Raw genomic sequence first — 19,361 nt, 5'->3', positions numbered from 1 at the left:
CGGTTCGTTAGCTGGTCGTTTGCGTAGCTGCTTCCTGTTCGGCCATTAAGCGCTCAAGCTCCGCTAGCGGCATCGGCTTCGCTAACCCAAAGCCTTGGAATAAATCGCAGTGGTAAGCCAATAGCCGCTGATGCTGCTCCTCGGTCTCAACGCCTTCGGCCACCACACTGAGGCCTAAGTGATGAGCCATGGAGATAATTCCCTGAACAATAGCGGCGTCATCTGCGCTATGGATAAGCTCGTTAATAAAGCTACGGTCGATTTTAATCGTATTGATGGGCAGGTGTTTCAGGTAGCTTAAACTTGAGTAGCCGGTACCAAAGTCATCAATCGACACGCTGATATGCATATTGCGCAACTCATGCAAAATACTGATCGCCGTGTCCGTATTGTCCATCAGAATGCCTTCCGTCAGCTCTAGCGCTAACTGTTCAGCTGGCAATCCGGTAGCCTGCAGCGTTTGATGCAACGTCGATAAAAAGCTATCACGATGGAACTGTAGCGGTGAAAGATTGACGGCTACCCGCAACTCCCCAAGCCCGCGCTGCTTTAACTGCAGCATATCGGTACAGGCACGCTGCAATACCCATTCGCTAATTGGCATAATCTGCCCAGTGGACTCTGCCAGTGGGATAAAGCGCGCAGGAGAAATATAGCCTTTGCTGGGGTGCGGCCAACGCAGCAGCGCTTCCACGCTGACAATCTTCCCTTTGCGATTTATCAACGGTTGGTAATGTAGCTCAAAGGCGTGATGGTCGATAGCTTCCTGAAGGTCGTTACGTAAGCTGACCCGCTCACTGGCCATTTCATTGATGTCGTGGCTAAACCACGCATAAGCGTTACGCCCCTGCTGCTTCGCTTTATACATCGCCATATCCGCTTGCTGGATCAGGGTTTGCGGCTGAGGTGTATCGGGCTGGCTTATGGCAACGCCGATACTGGCAGTTAAATAAAGCTCATGACCTTCTATGCAGTATGGCCTTGCTAAGGCCGGTAATAACCGTTCGACGACCTCGATAACCTGCCCTTCCTCGGCGGTGTTGGTAATCAGCAGTACAAACTCATCGCCCCCTAAGCGGGCAACGGTATCTTCCTGGCGCACCTCAGCACTCAGACGCTTGGCGACTTCCACCAGCACTTGGTCACCCACCGAGTGCCCTAGGGTGTCGTTGATGGGCTTGAAATCATCCAGATCCACAAACAGTACACTAATCCGCCCTCCGCGCTCTTGGGCGTCAGCAAACTGTTGATGCAGCGTCTCTTCAAACATCATGCGGTTGGGTAAGCAGGTTAGGTCATCGTGGGTGGCGTGATAGGCAAGACGCGCTTCGTATGCTTTATGCTTTGAAATATCGTGCTGCACGCCTACAAAGTGAGTAACACGGCCCTCCTGATCGCGCACTGGGGCAACGTATAAATCATTCCAGAATGGCGTGCCGTCTTTACGATAGTTGCACAGTGTCACATGAACCTCACGCTGCTCCTCTATCCCCCGGCGCAGCTTGTTTACCATGACAGGGTCGCTGTCAGGCCCTTGTAAGAAGCGGCAGTTCTGGCCAAGCACTTCACTTTGCAAATAGCCGGTCATGGAGCTAAATGCTTGGTTAGCGTACACAATCGGCAAATCAGGCTGGCTGGCATCGGCAATGACCACGCCGTTAACACTCGCCTCCACACTGCGTTCCAGGGTGCGCAGTCGAGCCTGCTGCCTGCGCTTTTCTGTGACATCTTTGGCGATGCCATATACCCCCTCAACACTGCCATTCACCGTGATGGGCAGGCTGATCAGATCCAGAATGCGCGCTTGAGAATCACGGTGATTGATCGTGACTTCATAACGCTCAATACCACCTTCCAGTACGTATTTAAAATACGCGTTGATACGCTCGCGTTCATTATTCGCGAGAAAAGCAGTGAAGTGGCGCCCAATGACCTCCTCCAGCGGATAGCCGGTCACCTTGGCACAGGTTGTGTTAGCCGTTAGGAGGTAGCCGTTTTTATCTAATGAGAAAACAGCATCTGGGTGGTGAACAAACAGCGAACGGTAGCGCTGCTCGCTCTCTTGCAAGGAGTGGCGTGCCGCTGCCAACTCTCTTGCTCGAGCAGTACTCGCCCCGGCTAAGCCCACACTAAATGCCAGCAGCCAGCTCATCGCCAAGCCACCCGTTGCTACGCTGATGGGCATTACCCCTAATAAGTACCAGTTGTAGTGCTGGCCTGGGTAGGCGCGCAGCGTTAAATTAACGCCCCCTGGCAGCCCAGCGATGCGGCTCGCCAATGCCAAGGAGGGGGAGAGGGTGTCATCCCCAGCAAAGCCTGGAGGGTGCAACGTCATAAGCAGCTGCTCACTCCGGCTTACGCCTACTTGGAAGGGGCCTAGTGCCAGCCGCAGCTCACTATTCAGCAGCGTGCTTAAATCCACCGCGGCCAGCAATTGCCGGGCTTGGCTAGGCACGGAAATAGCCATTAACATCATGTTACGCTGCTGGTTATCAGGCACTAGCAGGCGCGGGCGGCCGAAGGGAATACTCAGCCAAGCTTGCACGGTAGACTTGTTAAGCTGGTTTAAAAGCCAGCCCCCGCTCTCGTTATGACGCCCCTGTGACCAGATCAGCCTGCCTTGACTATCCGCTAACGCAACCTCTACTAGGCTCAGCGTATCGCGAAAATAGTTCTGGGCATCTTCCTCAAACAGTTCAGCATTTTGGTTATCAGAGATAATGTCTAACCGCTCAGCCATGCGTTGCATTAGCTGTAGTCGCGCGGTCATGGCCTGCTCAGCATTGAGTTGCACGTTATCCAGTAAATAGCTCGCCTGCTGCTCAATGGTGTTGCGCTGCTGCATACCGAGCAACAGCCACGCCAGACTGCTTGCCAATACGCCCGCCAATCCCACCATTACCGTTAATCGCCCCGGACTTAGGCGCACAGCACGGCGCCGCCACCCCGCGACCAGCAACGCTGCTCCTAACAGCACAATAAAGACCAAAGCAGCGATAGGCGAAGAGCTAAACAGCGGCTGATAAGCTCCACCGCTGTGCCACAGGCGGGCAACCAAGAAGCCACCAAAAAGCAATAACCCTATTCCCGTTCCCCGCCATAACAAACGCCATCGTAAACTGCCAATGCCTACGCCCAAGCAAGCACTGATCCAAAATAGAAAGGACGCTGACAGCGTTGTCATACGCTGTTCGCCAGTGATGAGTGACTCACCGACTCCTTGATCAAGAAAGTTATGGGATAGGGTGTACAGCGTTAGCGCCAATAGCGCGCTGGCACTCCCCCAGCGCAGCCAAGGCCAGTGGCACAACGTCGCCAATAAGCTTGTACCGATGAATAGTGTCGCGAGCGACGCATCGGGTACTAACATGGGGCCAAAGAGTATCTTCGGTAGTACAAGTCCCACCAACAGGCTCGCCCCGCCCATTAGCAGCAGCGTTGCCGAGACCATCAGCAGCAGCGTTTCAGCTGCTAAATCACGCGTATTTAACGGCATGCGAGCCACTCGCTCCTATGCGTCACCAGCCTACTGGTGGCGTTCAAACGAAACAGCATCCGCCAGCGCTTTAAGCTGCTGGTAGTGTTCATCAAGGTAGCGCCCGTAAGCTTCTTGTGGCCGGAAGTCTACGCCGGAACCGTGGGTATGCTGCAGTGTATGGGCAAGCGATGGCTGGGCTAGCGCCTGTTCAAATGCGCCTGCCAATCGCTCAAGACGTTCTGGTGGTGTATCCAACGGGGCGAACAAGCCTCGGTCAGTCGTATTCACTAACTCAACACCTTGCTCCATAAGCGTTGGCACCTGCGGCAATGCCGACAGGCGCGTTTCGCTGGCAACGCCAAGGGGGGTAAGTGCTCCCGCTTTGAACAGCTGGCTTGCTGACGGCAAATTCAGCATAGCGAAATCCAATTCGCCGCCTAACAGAGCCATTACCTGTGCGCCGGTATCGGGATAGTGCACAAACTGCACGTCGTCGATCGAAATACCCGTTTGCTCAAAAAACTGTAACCAGAAAAAGTGATCCGTTGAGTGCGGTATCATGCCAAACAGTAACTCACCGGGCTGCTGCTCCACCATGGCGGCAATTTGGCTGGCCTGAGTAACAGAGTGCCCTGCATAGGTCGCGGGAATATTAACGGTGCGTGTTAATAGTGCCACTGGTGCAAAGGCATCGTGGTAGTAATCCGCAAAACCAGCAAAGTAGGCGAGATCAATCGTTTGGTGGCTGCCAAGCAGAGTGTAGCCATCAGCGGGCGCCTCTTTAACAAACTGCGAGCCAAGCGTTGCGCCATTGCCCGGCATATTGGTTGGCGTAATAGGCACCTCCAGATACGTTTGCGCTTGCTCAGCGATCGCCCGGAATAGCACATCTGTAGCGCCGCCTTCGCCAAACGGCACCACCAGGGTAATATCAGAAGCCGGAAAAGGGGCGCTGTTCAGCCCTGCCTGATCGCTCGCTTGGGTGCTGGCAGGCAGGCCAACGATAATAACGCTCGCCATAGCAGTGCGTAGCAGCACCCCATGAGAAATAGATAACAGTACCTGCAAAGCGCCCATTATTTCTCCTGCCTCATACTACTTAGCCCTGCTGGCAACATACCTTGAATTTTCGGCCACTACTACAGGGGCAAGGCTCATTTCGTCGCGGTTTTAAACGTATTACGCACGGAGCGCCATCCACATACCACCAGCGCCCCTCTTGCCATATAAACCGCGATACTTCCTCTAGCACATGCCAGCCATTGTGCTCACGGAAGGTAGCACGAAAATGCACCGTGCCTTGGCCATCCTGAACGGGCGGGGCGTCCTCGATAGTGAGTGCTACCCACTGGGTTCCAGCGTCAGGCAGTAGCTGTTCCGGCCGAGTAGTGGGATGCCAAGTAGCGAGCAAATAATCACGCTGATCTAACGCAAATGCGGTGTATCGTGAACGCATCAGCGCTTCAGGTGTTGGGGCGACTGCTTCACCGCGATGATAGGGTTGGCAGCAGAGTGCAAGCGAAGTACCGCTACCGCAGGGGCAACTTTTAGGCATTGTGTGAGTCATAGCAGTGGCTCTGGCTTGTGCATGTAACAGGCGGTGTAGATGTTTTGTTTCGGTATCGGCCAAGAGTTAGGTATAGTAACAGAGCAAGATCCCTAGACAGACGGAGTACGACAACACGATCGATCAATCTTTCCAAACGCAGTGGAGGTTCTCCTATGAAGGTTTACAAACCGGAATGGCAGTGCACGTTTAGCGTAAACGAAGGCGCGGAAGAATCAGCAAACTGGAAAGAGCGAATCGCGTGGCGGCTTAGAGAGTTTGCCGACCGGCTAGAAGGCGGCGGCCGCACGGTAAAAATCGACTACAACGTCTCACCCCAGGTGAGCCGTGACGAAGTGGATACCTGCTTGGGGAAAGGGTTTGAAGTCACGCAACGGCTGCTTACCCAGCTTGCCCATCAACAGGCGTGCGAAGTTGTGATGCGCCATGCGAAAGCCGAGCTTTACGAAGAGCAGCATCAGCACTAACAGCTAAACCGTAAGCGTCTTAAGAAAACACCCGCCCTTTGATCACTTCATCAGGCGGGTGTTTTTTATGGCAGGGCATGCAAAGGCTCAGCCTGAAAATGGCGCTTCCATTGCACTGCCTAGGCGTTGCATAAAGGCGGTGCACTCCTCTAGCTGCGCCGTTTCAATATACTCATCTGGCTGATGCGCCTGGGCAATACTGCCCGGCCCCAAAATAATCGCCTGTAGCCCCTGCCCCTGAAACTGCCCCGCTTCGGTGGCATACGCAACAGCGTGTTGGCAACAGCCGTTGGGTAAGTGGTCTTGTGCTAGCCGTAGGACCTGCTGGTTATCACGGTCGGCCAGGCCCGGCACCGTCACATTCAGCGGCTCAGTAATAATTTCCACGGTTTTGCCCTGCGCACTTAATGCCTCACTGAGCGTTGCACAGTAGTCGCTAAACCGTCCGTAAATCTCTTCGAAGGTTTCCGTAGGTAGGTGGCGGATTTCCCACTCGAACTGACACTCCCGCGCCATGATATTGATCGCCGTCCCACCTTTGATTTTACCCACATGCAGGCTGGTATGAGGCACGTTAAAGGCATGATCCACCCGTCCCTCTTCCACTAGCACTGCCATAGTATCTTCAATAAAGGTGACTAGCCTTGCCGCCACATGAATGGCGGACGTCCCTTGATTCACTTGGCTGCTGTGCGCTTCACGGCCAATAACGGTAGTACGCAGGTTAGTGGCCCCTTTTTGCGCCACCACCAGCTGCATACTGGTGGGCTCTCCCACAATCACATGGGCCGTGGTGGAGTAGTGTTCATAAAAGCGCTTAATCAGGCTAGGGGCACCTACGCAGCCAATCTCCTCATCGTAGGAGAAGCCGAAATAGATGGGCTGTTTGAGCGGCGCCTTCACCCAAGTGGGTACCATGGCAAGCGCACAGGCAATAAAGCCCTTCATATCGCAGGTGCCGCGCCCGTATAAGCGCCCATCGCCGCCATCGCGCAGGGTGAACGGGTCACTGCTCCACGGCTGGCCTGCTACGGGCACCACATCGGTATGACCAGACAGCATCACACCACCGGGGGCATCTGGGCCAATTCGAGCAATCAGATTCGCTTTGGTGCCGCAAGGACTCATCACACGCTCAGCGGCAACGCCATAGTCAGCTAAATAGCTTTCTACGAACTCAATCAGAGCCAGATTCGACTCACTGGAGGTGGTGTCAAAAGCTACCAGCTTGGCCAGCAGCGCGGTTGCATCGGTCATGCGTTTCCCACTCGTTAGGCTTTTTGCCACCCTAGCACTGCCTCTTTCGTTTGCCTACCGTGAGTTAACCACTGCCCTAAAAGCATGAGGCGTCATGTTAAGTTCACCGTGCATTCATGAAAACGTCATCTACACTTTTTACTGTTCAGTGCACCCAAAAAAGTTAATAAACGCACTGCGCACGACCCAAAAGGAGCCGTTATGTCTCGTTTCACGTTGCACGCGATTGCCCTCGGTGTGGCTACTGCCACGTTCAGCCTCTCTGCTAATGCCGCTACCGAAATCACTTGGTGGCACGCCATGGGCGGCCAGCTCGGCGAAATTCTGGAAAATATGACGGAGGAGTTTAACGCTTCTCAAGATGAGTACCGCGTCTCCCCGAGCTACCGCGGCAACTATACGGAAACCATGACCGGCGCCATTGCCGCCTTCCGTGCAGGCGAGCAGCCACACATCCTTCAGGTGTTCGAAGTGGGCACTGGTACCATGATGAACGCCGACGGTGCGATTTATCCGGTATACCAGCTAATGGAAGACCACGGCCGTTCGTTTGACCGTGAAGCTTTCCTACCTGCGGTGGTGGGCTACTACACCGATACTAACGGCAATATGCTGTCGTTCCCGTTTAATTCCTCTACCCCCATCATGTACTACAACCGTGATGTCTTCGAGGAAGCAGGCTTAGACCCCGAGCAGCCGCCGCAAACCTGGGGAGAAGTCGCTGAGTACGCCACCCAAATTACCGAGTCAGGCGCAGCAAGCTGTGGTTTTACTACCTCTTGGCCAAGCTGGGTGATGCTGGAGAACTTCTCTGCCATGCATAACTCGCCGCTGGGCACGCTGGAAAACGGCTTTGGCGGCCTAGAAACAGAATTTAACTTCAACAATGAGCTAGTCGCCCGCCACTGGGATAACCTGAAAACCTGGCAAGATGCCGGTGCCTTCAAGTGGGGCGGCCCTGGCTCTGGGCCCGATGCCGAACCGCTGTTTTACTCCCAAGAGTGTGCGATCTTCTTTGGTTCTTCGGCTTCTCGCGCAGATGTCGCCGCCAATGCCGACTTTGAAGTGGGCTACAGCATGCAGCCCTACTATGCCGACGTAGAGGGTGCGCCGCAGAACTCTATCATTGGTGGAGCCACACTGTGGGCGCTGCAGGGCCACAGTGACGAAGAGTACGAAGCCGTCGCCGCCTTCTTTGAGTACCTCTCTCAGCCTGAGGTACAGGCAGAGTGGCACCAGAAAACCGGCTACCTGCCGATCACTCAAGCCGCATGGGATTTAAGTGAAGAGCAGGGTTACTACGATGAGAATCCCGGCGCGGATACTTCATTGAAGCAAATGACCCTGAACGAGCCTACCGAGAACTCGAAAGGTCTGCGCTTTGGTAACTTTGTACAGATCCGCGACATCATCTCTGAAGAGATGGAAGCGGTGATGACAGGTGCTAAATCGGGCCAGGAAGCGGCGGATGACGCCGTCGAGCGCGGCAACCAGTTGCTACGCGACTTCGAATCTGCCAACCAGTAAGTTTCAGCACCCTCCTCGCCGCCTGCCTTATGGGCAGGCGGCGAAGCTGTTTTTAGTGCCGACCGTTGACGCAGGATTCGTCGCCTATGCAAACTAAACGCATGACCTTCCCTGGGCGCTTTCTGCCTTATGCGCTGCTTGCGCCCCAGGTCATTATTACGCTGATTTTCTTTATCTGGCCCGCTGGCCAAGCGCTCTACCAGTCACTGCTGCGGGAAGACGCCTTTGGACTGCGCACCACCTTTGTGGGGCTAGAGAACTTTGCCCGTCTGTTTCGCGACGGCAACTACCTAAATTCCTTATCGGTAACAGCGATTTTCGCCATTGGCACCACCCTGCTCTCCATGGCAGCCGCCCTGCTGCTCGCCTGCACGGTGAATCGCATGATCCGCTCACGCAGCACCTACACCACGTTACTGGTGTGGCCCTATGCCATTGCCCCTGCCATTGCTGGGGTGCTGTGGTGGTTTATCTTCAACCCCTCCATCGGCATTGTGCCCTATATGCTGGATATGATTGGCTACCAGTGGAACCACCGCACCTCGGGGGCGGATGCCATGCTGCTGGTGATCTTCGCCGCCGCCTGGAAGCAGATCTCGTATAACTTCCTATTCTTCCTTGCTGGCCTACAGTCGATCCCTCAGTCGCTGATTGAAGCTGCTGCCATTGATGGTGCTAGCCCCATAAAGCGCTTCTGGACAATCATCTTTCCACTGCTATCGCCGACCACCTTCTTCTTGATGGTGGTGAACGTGGTATACGCCATGTTTGACACCTTCGGCATTATTCACGCCACCACCCAAGGCGGCCCTGCCCAGTCCACCAATACGCTGGTCTATAAGGTGTACGCCGATGGCTTTGTGGGCCTGAATCTTGGCTCATCTGCTGCACAGTCGGTGATTCTCATGGCGATTGTGGTGGCGCTCACGGTAGTACAGTTCCGCTTTATCGAGCGCCGAGTGAACTACTAGCCATTGGCTGACTGTTTGGAGTCTTTTTATGGTTGAAAACCGTCCCTGGGCGAACTTTTTTGCCCACCTAACGCTGCTGATTGGCGTCGCGGTCGTGGTGTTTCCGGTGTACGTGGCGCTGGTAGCCTCTACCCAAGCACCAGGTGACCTGCTACGCGGTACGCTACCAATGTTGCCAGGTGCCTACGGCATCGAAAACTTTACCCAGATGTGGCAATCCGGCGTGTCTAACGCGGGGGCACCGCCTGCCGGCACCATGCTGTGGAATAGCTTTATTATGGCCATGGCCATTACCGTGGGGAAACTATCTATCTCATTGCTGTCGGCTTTTGCGATTGTCTATTTCCGCTTCCGCTTTCGGTTGTTTTTCTTCTGGCTCATTTTCATCACGCTGATGCTACCGGTAGAAGTACGCATTATTCCTACCTTTCAGGTGGTGGCAGACCTTCGCATGCTCAATAGCTTTGCTGGGCTTTCGATACCGCTGATTGCCTCGGCGACCGCTACGTTTCTGTTTCGCCAGTTTTTTATGACGATCCCGGAAGAGATGCTAGAAGCCGCTAGGGTAGATGGCGCAGGCCCGCTAAAGTTCTTCAAGGACATCTTGATGCCGCTTTCGATCACCAACATCGCTGCACTGTTTGTGATTATGTTTATTTATGGCTGGAACCAGTACTTGTGGCCACTACTCATCACCACTGACCCGGACTACTACACCATTGTGATGGGTATCCAGCGCATGACTTCTGAAGAGAACCCTCAGTGGAATTTGATCATGGCTGCCGTCGTCATGGCTGCCCTGCCACCTGTGTTAGTGATTCTGTTTATGCAACGCCTATTTGTGAAAGGCCTGACCGAGACGGAGAAATAACCATGGCCAGTATTACCTTGGAAGGGCTAAAAAAAACCTACGCGGGCAATGTCGCAGCGGTCAAAGGAATTGATTTACACATTCAAGATGGCGAGTTCGTCGTGCTGGTGGGGCCTTCCGGCTGCGGCAAGTCTACGCTGCTACGCATGGTGGCAGGCTTGGAGACCATTACAGAAGGCACCCTAAAAATTGGTGACCGAGTCGTTAACCAGCTAGAGCCTGCCGAGCGGGACATCGCCATGGTGTTCCAGAACTACGCCCTCTACCCCCACATGACGGTGTATAACAACCTAGCCTATGGCCTGAAAAATCGCGGTTTTAAAAAGGACGACATCGACCAGCGAGTTCGCACGGCGGCCAAAATGCTGGAGATTGAAGACTTTTTGGAACGCAAGCCGCGCAAGCTTTCCGGTGGCCAGCGCCAGCGGGTGGCTATGGGCCGGGCCTTAGTACGCGAACCTGCAGCGTTTCTGTTTGACGAGCCGCTCTCTAACCTGGATGCCAAGCTGCGCGTGCAGATGCGCGTCGAAATCAAGCAGCTTCAGCGGCGGCTAAAAACCACCAGTCTCTACGTCACCCACGACCAGCTAGAAGCGATGACGTTAGGCGACCGGCTCGTGGTGCTGAACGCTGGGCAGATTGAGCAGGTGGGCACCCCGATGGAGATCTACTCCCGTCCAGCCACCATGTTTGTGGCGGAGTTTATTGGCTCCCCCGCCATGAATATGCTGCCGTTGGCTTACCTTCAGCAGCAGGAGACCCAAGGCGTGCTTAGCCACCTGCCCAAAGAGACCGATACCGTCGGCATTCGCCCAGACGATATGCAGCTCACCCCGCCAGCCGCACCCTACATAACGCTGGACGCCACCTTGATGCTGTTTGAAGCCGCCGGGGCAGAGAGCCATCTTTACGTCAACCTCACGGGCAGCGAACAGCCCACGGTGATCCGCGCCGCAGGCCAGCCGCCAGTACGTGAAGGCGAAACGCTGCAGGTATACGTCACCAGCGATGCGCTTCACCCGTTCAACAGTGCCACCGGTAAACGCACCGGCGACGCGTAGCGAGCCATAGGCGGCGGTTCATTACCAAGGCAACATTTCGCCATTGGAGTGCCAGAAGCCGCCGCTATTCTCCAGGTTGAGCGCTTTGATACAGGCGGCAATGCCCGTCGCGGACTCCTGCGGGCTAATATGGCCGCCAAAATTGACCATTCGAGTTTTCACATAGCCGGGGTGTAGCTGCGCGACGGCGATCCCACGGGGCTTGAGGTCAATAGCCAGCGACTTACCGAACGCGTTAAGTGCCGCTTTGGAAGCACGGTAGCCATAGCGGCCGCCCGAATCATTATCGGCAATGGAGCCCATTCGGCTGGTAATATTGGCGATTTTGCTACCCTGCTTCATCAACGGCAGCAGCGCTTCGGTGACGCGTAGCGGCGCATAAGCATTGATTTCCATTTGCTGACGTAGACTATCGATCTCGATACTCCCCAGAACGTCGTCACGCAGCAGGCCCGCATTATTGATCAACAGGTCAATGGTGTGCCCTACCAATGACACTTCCAGGCGTGCGATATCATCGTCCTGGGTCACGTCAATGCCCTCTATCACCTTGCTGGCGACGCGTTCTAGCTCATCAGAAGTTTGGCGGCACACGCCAATGACGTTCCATCCTTCCTGTTGATAGTGCTCAGCAAGCGCCAGTCCTACGCCACGGTTAGCTCCCGTAATGACCACTGTCGAAGACATTGTCACTCCTTAAATGCGTTGTTCAATCGTTAAAAGCATAACGCAAAAAGCCGATGTGTCATCAACACATCGGCGAAAGATAAGCTTTCAAAACTCAATACGCTATTTTTCGAAAAATAGCGTATCTCTCTAAAGTAGCCAGTGCTTGTCAACAGCACTTCTTAGGCTAGAGTTAAAGCTATTAGATACATTTGATTGCGCGTTGCGAAGGCACAATAGAGGCATCTACTGCCTCTTCACTGGCTACCTTAGAGGCGTTATATGTCATTCTTTTTAAATTTTTATTTTATTTACCATCTTTTGTTAAAAAACATTTAAACAAAAGTGTCTTTAAAAATTAACGTTTACCTGATAATCGAAAAATACTAATAAACACTGTCCAAACACACCCTTCAGCCAATTTTCAATAGCGCTGTTTTTAATAGCACGGTTTTTAATAGTCACTGTGACTGTCATCGCTTGTTCACTTGGCTGTCTTAGCAGTGTCATTGTGCCCGCGCATGATGGCGTGAAACGTGATAAGGGGATGAATCGCTCATGCGGCTCTGTATCGTCAGCGAAACATGGTTTCCGGAAATTAACGGCGTGGCGCATACCCTTAACCGGATATGCCATGAGCTGCAGCGGCTAGGCGTTACCGTGGATGTGATTCGCCCTAAACCCAAAGCACCTGGCACTGCCGCCTATGCTGCACAGGAGCTCCAGGTGAACCATTTGGCACTGCCCGGTTACCGTGATGTGCAAATTGGCTTCGCTCGTCCATCTACCTTGCAACGTTTTTGGCAGCAGCGACCAGATGTTGTGTACCTAGCCACCCAAGGCCCGCTTGGCTGGGCAGCCCGCCAAGCAGCGCACCAGCTCAGTATCCCGCTGGTGGCGGGCTGGCATACCAATTTCGACCACTACTGCCATGATTACGGCGTTTCATGGCTCTCGGCCGCGACACGGCGCTATTTGCGCTACTTTCATAATGGCTGTGCACTCACTTTAGTGCCTACCCATCAGCAAGCCGCTGCCTTACGCCAGCAGGGTATTCATGATGTGCAGGTACTCTCGCGGGGGATTGATGGCGACAACTTCTCCCCGGCCTACCGCGATACCAAGCTTCGCAAGCAGTGGGGTGTCAGTGAACACCAACCCGTCGCTCTGTATGCCGGCCGCTTAGCACCAGAGAAGAATTTAGCGCTACTGCAGGAAACACTGCAGGCCATGCGTGACGTACGCCCCGATATGGCCCAGGTGATTGTCGGCGATGGCCCGGGGCGGGCGCAGCTAGAAAAGGCACTACCGGAGGCTCATTTCACCGGCTTTGTGGACAAGCCCACGTTAGCTTGCCACTACGCCAGTGCCGATATTTTTATCTTTCCCTCACTTTCAGAAACCTGGGGGAACGTAGTGACTGAGGCGATGGCCAGCGGATTGGCAGTTGTCGCCTACCACCATGCGGCCAGCGCAGAGCTGATTCAAAACGGCTATAGCGGCGTTACCGTAGCGCCCAAAGATGCCCACGGCTTTCAAGAAGCCGCCGTATCGCTTTGCCAACACCCCGCCGATTACGCCCGGATAGGAAGAGTTGCCCGTTTGCGCGCGCTAGAGCAGAGCTGGTCGGGCATCGCTGAGCAATTTCTGCGCTACCTAAACTATGCCCAGGAGGCCCACCATGCGAACTCGTCCGCTTGTCGTATTCGATCGTCTTGACCTGTGGGAGTGGCGGTTTTGCCAACGGGTTACCCATCTATCGCTTTATCGCCCTTGGCGGATCACGCTGCAAACAGCCAGTAAATTAGGCGATTGGCCGGTGTGGGTGCTGTTGATTGCCGCCCAGCCTTGGCTTCAGCCCGATGGCGCCTGGCGGGTGATGCAATACACGCTGATTGCCCTGGTCGCGGTAACGGTTTATAAGCTGGTTAAAACCAAGCTATGCCGAGAGCGTCCCTTTATCACTTACCTGGGTGGCGTGCACTGCGGTGAGCCCGCTCGGGACCGCTACAGCTTTCCAAGTGGCCACACTATGCATGCCGTTATGTTCAGCGTCTTGGTAGCCGCCCACACCCCCTGGTTATTACCGATAGTGCTGCCGCTAAGCCTGTTGATTGCTATTTCCCGGGTAGGGCTGGGGCTACACTATGCCAGCGATGTCTTAGTTGGGGCGGTAATGGGCTACGGCTTTGCGCTGTTAAGCCTGTCTTGGATGGGGTGAGAACAACACAGCAACGTGAAAAGCCACCAACGCGATGGCTTTTTTTATTTTGTATCAGCCGCTTACAACTTAGGCGGCATGTCGTCCCGGTCTTTTACAGCGGTCGTAAATGATGTCTTGAACACCATGTAAACCCCTACTCCCGAAAACCCTAAAAACAGCACGAACATGCATAACATCAATACTATCGCCATAGCGCTTGTCCCTGAAAGTGTGCGGCCACTGCGTTGACGTCTTCTAACCGCTGATTTTTGGTTTACCCAACAGGATAGCCCAAAAATCTTCACATATCTGTACAAGGGCTATGCGGAACACCTAAGGGAAGTATAAAATAAATAAAAATCAAACACTTAAATAAAAATCAAACGCAAAAAAACCACCTCGCAAATACGAGATGGTTATTTTGCATCGTTGCCGGTCCTTGGCCTCGATGATCAGCACGACCTTGTGCTGATAAGAGTGAGCAGGCTAAATGTCCTTTCACGTCCATGATGCTTTCTGGGCGTCCTGCCCTCCTTTACTGCCTGTTAGCCTGCTCACGCTATTGACTAGTTAATCTCTACTTGTCGGTGGCGCTTGTTAGCGGCGACAGTTAAAAATCATTGATGATGACGTTATCAGTGTTGACACCTATCACATTGCAGGCATCAGGCCAATCATGCCAATAAAAATAAAATTTCATAAATATCAATAACTTAATGTTTTATCGAAACAATCCAAACAGGCCCGAGTTGTCAAAAATGTCGAGGGAATATGGATCATATTGACACATGCGACAAACACGCACGGCTCACACCCGCCTAAGTAGAGATAAGCAACGTTGACAAAATGTTCTACCAAACGGCTACTTACCAGTGGCAAGCGATACCAACAGTGCTTATCTTACTTAACACACCATGACGCCCCAGCAGGGCACTGCTGCAGAAAGGAGAGCTTTTATGAAACGCACCATGGCGCTTGGCATACTCTTATTAGCAACGCTATTCACTATTAGCGGCTGTAATACTATTCGCGGTATGGGTCAGGATATCGAGCAAGGTGGTGAAGCCATTCAGCGTTCGGCAGAATAATAATGATGATAACCGTCTACCTTTCGCATGGCTTAGAGAGTGGCCCAGGGGCGCTGAAAATGCAGGCGCTCAAGGGCATTGCTGAACAGTTTGATGACTGTGAGCCAGTTGTCATGGATTACCGTGGTATGAACGAGCCAGCCAAGCGCTTGCAACATCTTAATGCGACCCTGCAAGCACGTGGCGATGACCCTGCTCACTGCGTATTAGCAGGCTCTAGTTTAGGCGGCTGGCTGAGTGCCGCCGTTAGCGCGCAAACACCGGTACTAGGCTGCTTTTTGCTCGCCCCGGCGTTAGGGCTGCCGAAATACCCGGAAACCTCGCCTACGATTCAAGCCCAACATACCCATATTATTCACGGGTGGCGGGACGATGTGGTCCCCCCAGGCCCGGTGATTGAGCGTGCCCGACTGCAGCGCCTTTCACTGCGGATGATTGATGATGACCACCGCCTGCATAGCAGCCTAGACACCATTCTGGCCGACTTCACACGCTTTTTAGCCCAGTGCGCTGACTCTCGGCCATCGGTTTAGCGACAATCGCGCAAAAGAAAACGAAAAGCGCGCGGAGCAGTCGACATAAGCATCCAAAACCTATACAAATAGTATACACGAAAAAGGAGGGTGATTATGTTTGGACTATTTAAGCGCGACCCGAAAAAGAAGCTTCAGCAAGCATACGAACGTAAACTACAAGCAGCGATGGAAGCTTCCCGCAACGGAGATATGCGCGCCAACGCCGCGCTGACAGAAGAGGCCGAGGCAATCCTCGCCGAGATCAACCACCTTAAGGGACAAGGGAGCTAACACAATGCGCATTGGCTTGGGGTTAGCTGCGCTGCTCACAGGCACTTTAACTGCCCATGCCTACGGGGGCTGCCCGCCCACTGGGCAGTGGTGGCAGGGTGAGCGCGCCACTACTCACCAAGCACTGCTTGCCCAAGCAGCCCAGCAGCAAGTCGTACTGCTTGGCGAGCAGCACGATGCCGCAGATCACCACCGCTGGCAGCTGCATACCCTGGCGGGGCTATATGCGCTAAGAGAGGATATGGTGATTGGCCTGGAAATGCTGCCGCGAAGCGCACAGCCGGTGCTGGATAGCTGGGTAGCAGGCCAACTCACCGAAGCGGCGCTATTAACCCAAAGCGATTGGGAAACGGCTTGGGGGTTCGATCCTGAACTCTACCTGCCCATTTTCCACTTCGCACGGCTGCACAAAATTCCGCTGATTGCCCTGAATATCTCACCGGAACTACGTCAGCAACTCTCGCAAGAGGGCTTTACGAGCGTTCCCGCCGAGCAGCGCTACGCGATTCCCCCACCGCTGCCCGCCAGCCCCGCGTATCAAACCCGGCTACAAGAAGTATTTAACCAACATGCCATGGGGCAGAGCCCGGCTATGCTAGAGCGCTTTACCCAAGCGCAGCTCACTTGGGATATTGCCATGGCCCACGGGCTAGCAGGGGCTGCGGAAACGGGAGCGCTAGTGGTTGGTGTGATGGGCCTGGGGCACGTCACGTATGGCCACGGTGTTGAGCATCAGCTTGAAGGTCTCGGTATCCGGCATACCTTCAGCCTACTGCCTTGGGAGCAGGCCGATTGCAATGCCCCCGACCCAGCGCTTGCCGATGCGGTGTTTGTACTCCCCGCCGCTGCCTCCTCCGAGCCGACAAACTAAGCGTCATCTGCCAGCGCAGGCAGCAGCGTTTTTAGTTTACGGGTGAGCGTATTGCGCCCCCAACCCAGCAGTTCGGCTGCTTCACCTTTGCGCCCGCCGGTGTGCTTGAGAGCCGTTTCAATCAGAATGCGTTCAAAGTCGGGTACCGCCTCTTCCAGCAGGTGCGTATGGCCTTCTGCCAAGGCATGATCGGCCCAATCCCGAAATGCCGAGCGCCAATCGCCGTGGGCACTGCTTTCTGTGGCGCTCGTCGAACGCAGCTCTGGCGGCAGATCCTCCACCAGGATTTCTCGGCCAGAGGCCATCACCGTTAGCCAGCGGCAAATATTCTCCAGCTGACGCACGTTGCCTGGCCACGGCAGGCGGGTTAAGTGAGCCTCTGCTTCTGGCGTCAGTACTTTAATGTCGGTGGCAAGCTCCTTCGCTGCTTCGGCTAAAAAGTGCCGGGTGAGGCGAGGAATATCTTCCCGGCGCTCGGCAAGGCGAGGGAGATGAATACGGATAACGTTCAGGCGGTGGAACAAGTCTTCACGAAAGCGCCCATCATCCACCAAGGACTCCAAGTTCTGGTGAGTCGCAGCGATAATCCGCACATCGACTTTTACCGGGGTATGCCCCCCCACGCGATAAAACTCGCCGTCGGCCAGCACGCGCAGCAGGCGGGTTTGCGTCTCGGCGGGCATGTCACCGATCTCATCCAGAAATAACGTACCACCATTGGCCTGCTCAAAGCGCCCTTGGCGCTGGGCAGTCGCCCCGGTAAACGCGCCTTTCTCGTGGCCAAACAGCTCCGACTCAATCAAATCACGGGGAATGGCCGCCATATTTAGCGCAATAAACGGCTTTCCCGCCCGCGGGCTATGCTGATGCAGCGCCTGGGCGACACGCTCTTTACCGGTGCCCGACTCACCGTTAATCAGCACCGTAATGTGCGAGTGCGATAGCCGCCCAATGGCACGGAAAACCTCCTGCATGGCGGGTGCTTCACCGATAATCTCGGCGTTCAGCCCTTCGGGCACGCTCACTGGCCGCTGGCGTTCGCGGGCATGAGCAACCGCACGGCGTACCAGCGCCAGCGCCTCATCCACATCGAACGGCTTGGGCAAATACTCAAACGCCCCACCCTGGTAAGAGGCCACGGCACTGTCCAAGTCGGAGTGGGCGGTCATCACAATCACCGGAAGGTCCGGGTGGGCCTCGCGCACCCGCGACATTAAATCCAGCCCATCGATACCCGGCATACGAATATCGGTGACCAGCACATCCGGCGGACTTTCCAGCAACCGCTTAAGCGCCGTGTCGGCACGCTCAATACACTCAACCTCCAGGTCTGGCTGCGCCAGCGCGCGCTCCAGTACCCAACGGATAGCGCGGTCATCATCGACAATAACCACCCGTGCAACCTCGGTACGTGTCGCCTCAGTCATGACGCTTCTCCGGTGCAATTAATCACTAATGGAATCAGTAAACGAAATTCGGTATGTCCTGGCCGTGAGTCGCATTCGATCAATCCTTGATGTTGGTGCAATATTGACTGAGCGATCGACAGCCCTAAGCCGCTGCCTTCCGCGCGACCAGAGACCATCGGGTAAAAGAGGGTTTCGCGTAGGCTTTCAGGAATGCCAGGGCCGTTATCAATGACGCCCACTTCACTGACCAGCCGGTGCCGCTCCGCGCCTAGGGTGAATTGGCGCCGTGCACGGGTGCGTAGGATAAGCTCCGGCGATGGCGTTCCAGCATCGCTCATGGCCTGAACGGCGTTTCTGGCAACGTTCAACACCGCTTGAATCATTTGCGACTCATCACCGGAGAGATCCGGCAGGCTAGGGTCGTAGTCGCGGTTGACAGTGACATGGGGGTGCTCTGCAAGCAGCAGTGCCCGCACCCGCTCCAGCACTTTATGGATATTGACCGGCTCGTGCTTGATGATGCGGTTGGGGCCCAGCATAGAGTCCACCAGATCCCGCAGGCGGTCGACTTCTTCCACGATGATGCGGGTAAACTCCCGCAGCGCTGGGTCGTCCAAATCCCGCTCCAAGAGCTGAGCCGCCCCACGAATGCCGCCCAAGGGGTTCTTTACTTCGTGGGCCAAGCCTCGCGCCAACACCTTGATGGTCTCTTGGCGAGTGGTGAGCGCCTCTTCCCGGGAGATCTGCATCAAACGGTCCCGCGGCTCGACCTCCAGCAGCAGCTCGTCCGCCGATAGTGGCGTCACCGTGTAATCTACCGTGAGCGGCTCGCTATTAAGCGGCGTAATGCGCGCTTCACGCTGGGTATAAGGGTGAAAAGCGTCCCGCGCCTTGGCTAACACCTCATCGATACTCTCTCCACCGCCTAGCAGAGTGTCTAAGCTAATTCCCTGCACACGGCTGAAGCTCACTGCCAGCAGCGCCTCGGCCGCTGGGTTCATCCAACGGACTCGAAGTTCACCGTCAAGCAGTAGCACTGCGGTAGTGAGGTGCTCTAATAAGCGCTGATACATGGCGTGTCCTGAAACGTCGCTCTAATAATAGGGTGATGAACGATAG

The 19,361-nt window shown here is 54.8% G+C and carries 18 protein-coding genes; 11 read left to right on the top strand and 7 right to left on the bottom strand.

The annotated features are described in order from the left end of the window. Nucleotides 1–7 precede the first annotated feature (7 nt). Genes LG300_RS01245 through LG300_RS01235 form a run of 3 tightly spaced genes read right to left on the bottom strand, consistent with a single transcriptional unit; the run spans nucleotide 8 to nucleotide 5,033 of the window. Nucleotides 8–3,496 carry an EAL domain-containing protein gene (locus LG300_RS01245; protein WP_404376610.1) on the bottom strand — a complete coding sequence of 1,163 codons (3,489 nt, stop codon included), beginning with the start codon at nucleotides 3,494–3,496 and terminating at the stop codon, nucleotides 8–10. A gap of 30 nt (nucleotides 3,497–3,526) precedes the next feature. After that, nucleotides 3,527–4,555 carry a tripartite tricarboxylate transporter substrate binding protein gene (locus LG300_RS01240; protein WP_404376609.1) on the bottom strand — a complete coding sequence of 343 codons (1,029 nt, stop codon included), beginning with the start codon at nucleotides 4,553–4,555 and terminating at the stop codon, nucleotides 3,527–3,529. A 22-nt stretch (nucleotides 4,556–4,577) separates the two neighbouring features. Next, complete coding sequence (locus tag LG300_RS01235) at nucleotides 4,578–5,033, bottom strand: YchJ family protein (protein WP_404377954.1); 456 nt, start codon at nucleotides 5,031–5,033, stop codon at nucleotides 4,578–4,580. A 167-nt stretch (nucleotides 5,034–5,200) separates the two neighbouring features. Between LG300_RS01235 and LG300_RS01230 the strand changes: the two genes are divergently transcribed. Continuing rightward, nucleotides 5,201–5,512: a hypothetical protein gene (locus tag LG300_RS01230; RefSeq protein ID WP_404376608.1), complete on the top strand. Its 312-nt coding sequence runs from the start codon at nucleotides 5,201–5,203 to the stop codon at nucleotides 5,510–5,512. An 87-nt stretch (nucleotides 5,513–5,599) separates the two neighbouring features. On the opposite strand, the gene argE is transcribed toward LG300_RS01230, so the two are convergent. Beyond that, nucleotides 5,600–6,769 (bottom strand): acetylornithine deacetylase, encoded by a 1,170-nt coding sequence (gene argE, locus LG300_RS01225; protein ID WP_404376607.1) that lies wholly within the window; start codon nucleotides 6,767–6,769, stop codon nucleotides 5,600–5,602. Nucleotides 6,770–6,970: 201 nt separating this feature from the next. Between argE and ugpB the strand changes: the two genes are divergently transcribed. The 4 genes from ugpB (at nucleotide 6,971) to LG300_RS01205 (ending at nucleotide 11,199) form a co-directional block, all read left to right on the top strand. Next, nucleotides 6,971–8,296 carry a sn-glycerol-3-phosphate ABC transporter substrate-binding protein UgpB gene (ugpB, locus tag LG300_RS01220; protein WP_404376606.1) on the top strand — a complete coding sequence of 442 codons (1,326 nt, stop codon included), beginning with the start codon at nucleotides 6,971–6,973 and terminating at the stop codon, nucleotides 8,294–8,296. Between the two features lie 86 nt (nucleotides 8,297–8,382). Beyond that, nucleotides 8,383–9,267, top strand: coding sequence for a sn-glycerol-3-phosphate ABC transporter permease UgpA (ugpA, locus tag LG300_RS01215; protein WP_404376605.1), 885 nt, complete (start codon nucleotides 8,383–8,385; stop codon nucleotides 9,265–9,267). 28 nt (nucleotides 9,268–9,295) lie between these two features. After that, nucleotides 9,296–10,138, top strand: a complete 843-nt coding sequence (gene ugpE, locus LG300_RS01210; protein ID WP_404376604.1) for a sn-glycerol-3-phosphate ABC transporter permease UgpE — start codon at nucleotides 9,296–9,298, stop codon at nucleotides 10,136–10,138. A 2-nt stretch (nucleotides 10,139–10,140) separates the two neighbouring features. Further along, complete coding sequence (locus LG300_RS01205) at nucleotides 10,141–11,199, top strand: sn-glycerol-3-phosphate import ATP-binding protein UgpC (protein ID WP_404376603.1); 1,059 nt, start codon at nucleotides 10,141–10,143, stop codon at nucleotides 11,197–11,199. 21 nt (nucleotides 11,200–11,220) lie between these two features. On the opposite strand, the gene LG300_RS01200 is transcribed toward LG300_RS01205, so the two are convergent. Next, nucleotides 11,221–11,886 carry an SDR family oxidoreductase gene (locus tag LG300_RS01200; RefSeq protein WP_404376602.1) on the bottom strand — a complete coding sequence of 222 codons (666 nt, stop codon included), beginning with the start codon at nucleotides 11,884–11,886 and terminating at the stop codon, nucleotides 11,221–11,223. 537 nt (nucleotides 11,887–12,423) lie between these two features. Between LG300_RS01200 and LG300_RS01195 the strand changes: the two genes are divergently transcribed. The 6 genes from LG300_RS01195 to LG300_RS01170 all read left to right on the top strand — a co-directional run bounded on the left by LG300_RS01195 (nucleotide 12,424) and on the right by LG300_RS01170 (nucleotide 16,833). Continuing rightward, the gene (locus tag LG300_RS01195; protein ID WP_404376601.1) at nucleotides 12,424–13,584 is read left to right on the top strand and encodes a glycosyltransferase family 4 protein; all 1,161 of its coding nucleotides are present in this window, start codon (nucleotides 12,424–12,426) and stop codon (nucleotides 13,582–13,584) included. Next, nucleotides 13,547–14,086, top strand: a complete 540-nt coding sequence (locus LG300_RS01190; protein ID WP_404376600.1) for a phosphatase PAP2 family protein — start codon at nucleotides 13,547–13,549, stop codon at nucleotides 14,084–14,086. Before LG300_RS01195 ends, LG300_RS01190 begins: the two co-directional genes overlap by 38 nt. Nucleotides 14,087–15,024: 938 nt before the next feature. Further along, nucleotides 15,025–15,156: an entericidin A/B family lipoprotein gene (locus LG300_RS01185; protein WP_404376599.1), complete on the top strand. Its 132-nt coding sequence runs from the start codon at nucleotides 15,025–15,027 to the stop codon at nucleotides 15,154–15,156. A gap of 5 nt (nucleotides 15,157–15,161) precedes the next feature. Next, nucleotides 15,162–15,689, top strand: coding sequence for a YqiA/YcfP family alpha/beta fold hydrolase (locus LG300_RS01180; protein ID WP_404377953.1), 528 nt, complete (start codon nucleotides 15,162–15,164; stop codon nucleotides 15,687–15,689). 96 nt (nucleotides 15,690–15,785) lie between these two features. Beyond that, nucleotides 15,786–15,962, top strand: a complete 177-nt coding sequence (locus LG300_RS01175; protein WP_404376598.1) for a DUF6435 family protein — start codon at nucleotides 15,786–15,788, stop codon at nucleotides 15,960–15,962. A 4-nt stretch (nucleotides 15,963–15,966) separates the two neighbouring features. Continuing rightward, nucleotides 15,967–16,833, top strand: a complete 867-nt coding sequence (locus LG300_RS01170) for a ChaN family lipoprotein (protein WP_404376597.1) — start codon at nucleotides 15,967–15,969, stop codon at nucleotides 16,831–16,833. Here LG300_RS01170 and ntrC read toward each other — a convergent pair. Next, nucleotides 16,830–18,260 carry a nitrogen regulation protein NR(I) gene (gene ntrC / locus LG300_RS01165; RefSeq protein ID WP_404376595.1) on the bottom strand — a complete coding sequence of 477 codons (1,431 nt, stop codon included), beginning with the start codon at nucleotides 18,258–18,260 and terminating at the stop codon, nucleotides 16,830–16,832. The genes LG300_RS01170 and ntrC overlap by 4 nt on opposite strands. Next, nucleotides 18,257–19,315 carry a nitrogen regulation protein NR(II) gene (gene glnL, locus LG300_RS01160; protein ID WP_404376594.1) on the bottom strand — a complete coding sequence of 353 codons (1,059 nt, stop codon included), beginning with the start codon at nucleotides 19,313–19,315 and terminating at the stop codon, nucleotides 18,257–18,259. The genes ntrC and glnL overlap by 4 nt, the downstream gene beginning before the upstream one ends. Nucleotides 19,316–19,361 lie beyond the last annotated feature (46 nt).

Source organism: Vreelandella aquamarina (genome assembly GCF_044805175.1).
GTDB lineage: Bacteria > Pseudomonadota > Gammaproteobacteria > Pseudomonadales > Halomonadaceae > Vreelandella > Vreelandella aquamarina_B.
Note: the sequence above shows the minus strand (reverse complement) of the source record. Positions and strands in the feature narration are given on the sequence as shown.

Bases quoted from the DNA above. Each gene is read 5' to 3' on its own strand.
- LG300_RS01175 (WP_404376598.1), top strand. From the start codon at position 15,786: ATGTTTGGACTATTTAAGCGCGACCCGAAAAAGAAGCTTCAGCAAGCA.
- LG300_RS01190 (WP_404376600.1), top strand. From the start codon at position 13,547: ATGCGAACTCGTCCGCTTGTCGTATTCGATCGTCTTGACCTGTGGGAG.
- LG300_RS01180 (WP_404377953.1), top strand. From the start codon at position 15,162: ATGATAACCGTCTACCTTTCGCATGGCTTAGAGAGTGGCCCAGGGGCG.
- LG300_RS01185 (WP_404376599.1), top strand. From the start codon at position 15,025: ATGAAACGCACCATGGCGCTTGGCATACTCTTATTAGCAACGCTATTC.
- ntrC (WP_404376595.1), bottom strand. From the start codon at position 18,260: ATGACTGAGGCGACACGTACCGAGGTTGCACGGGTGGTTATTGTCGAT.
- LG300_RS01235 (WP_404377954.1), bottom strand. From the start codon at position 5,033: ATGCCTAAAAGTTGCCCCTGCGGTAGCGGTACTTCGCTTGCACTCTGC.
- ugpE (WP_404376604.1), top strand. From the start codon at position 9,296: ATGGTTGAAAACCGTCCCTGGGCGAACTTTTTTGCCCACCTAACGCTG.
- ugpB (WP_404376606.1), top strand. From the start codon at position 6,971: ATGTCTCGTTTCACGTTGCACGCGATTGCCCTCGGTGTGGCTACTGCC.
- LG300_RS01240 (WP_404376609.1), bottom strand. From the start codon at position 4,555: ATGGGCGCTTTGCAGGTACTGTTATCTATTTCTCATGGGGTGCTGCTA.
- LG300_RS01230 (WP_404376608.1), top strand. From the start codon at position 5,201: ATGAAGGTTTACAAACCGGAATGGCAGTGCACGTTTAGCGTAAACGAA.
- argE (WP_404376607.1), bottom strand. From the start codon at position 6,769: ATGACCGATGCAACCGCGCTGCTGGCCAAGCTGGTAGCTTTTGACACC.
- LG300_RS01205 (WP_404376603.1), top strand. From the start codon at position 10,141: ATGGCCAGTATTACCTTGGAAGGGCTAAAAAAAACCTACGCGGGCAAT.
- ugpA (WP_404376605.1), top strand. From the start codon at position 8,383: ATGCAAACTAAACGCATGACCTTCCCTGGGCGCTTTCTGCCTTATGCG.
- LG300_RS01245 (WP_404376610.1), bottom strand. From the start codon at position 3,496: ATGCCGTTAAATACGCGTGATTTAGCAGCTGAAACGCTGCTGCTGATG.
- LG300_RS01200 (WP_404376602.1), bottom strand. From the start codon at position 11,886: ATGTCTTCGACAGTGGTCATTACGGGAGCTAACCGTGGCGTAGGACTG.
- LG300_RS01195 (WP_404376601.1), top strand. From the start codon at position 12,424: ATGCGGCTCTGTATCGTCAGCGAAACATGGTTTCCGGAAATTAACGGC.
- glnL (WP_404376594.1), bottom strand. From the start codon at position 19,315: ATGTATCAGCGCTTATTAGAGCACCTCACTACCGCAGTGCTACTGCTT.
- LG300_RS01170 (WP_404376597.1), top strand. From the start codon at position 15,967: ATGCGCATTGGCTTGGGGTTAGCTGCGCTGCTCACAGGCACTTTAACT.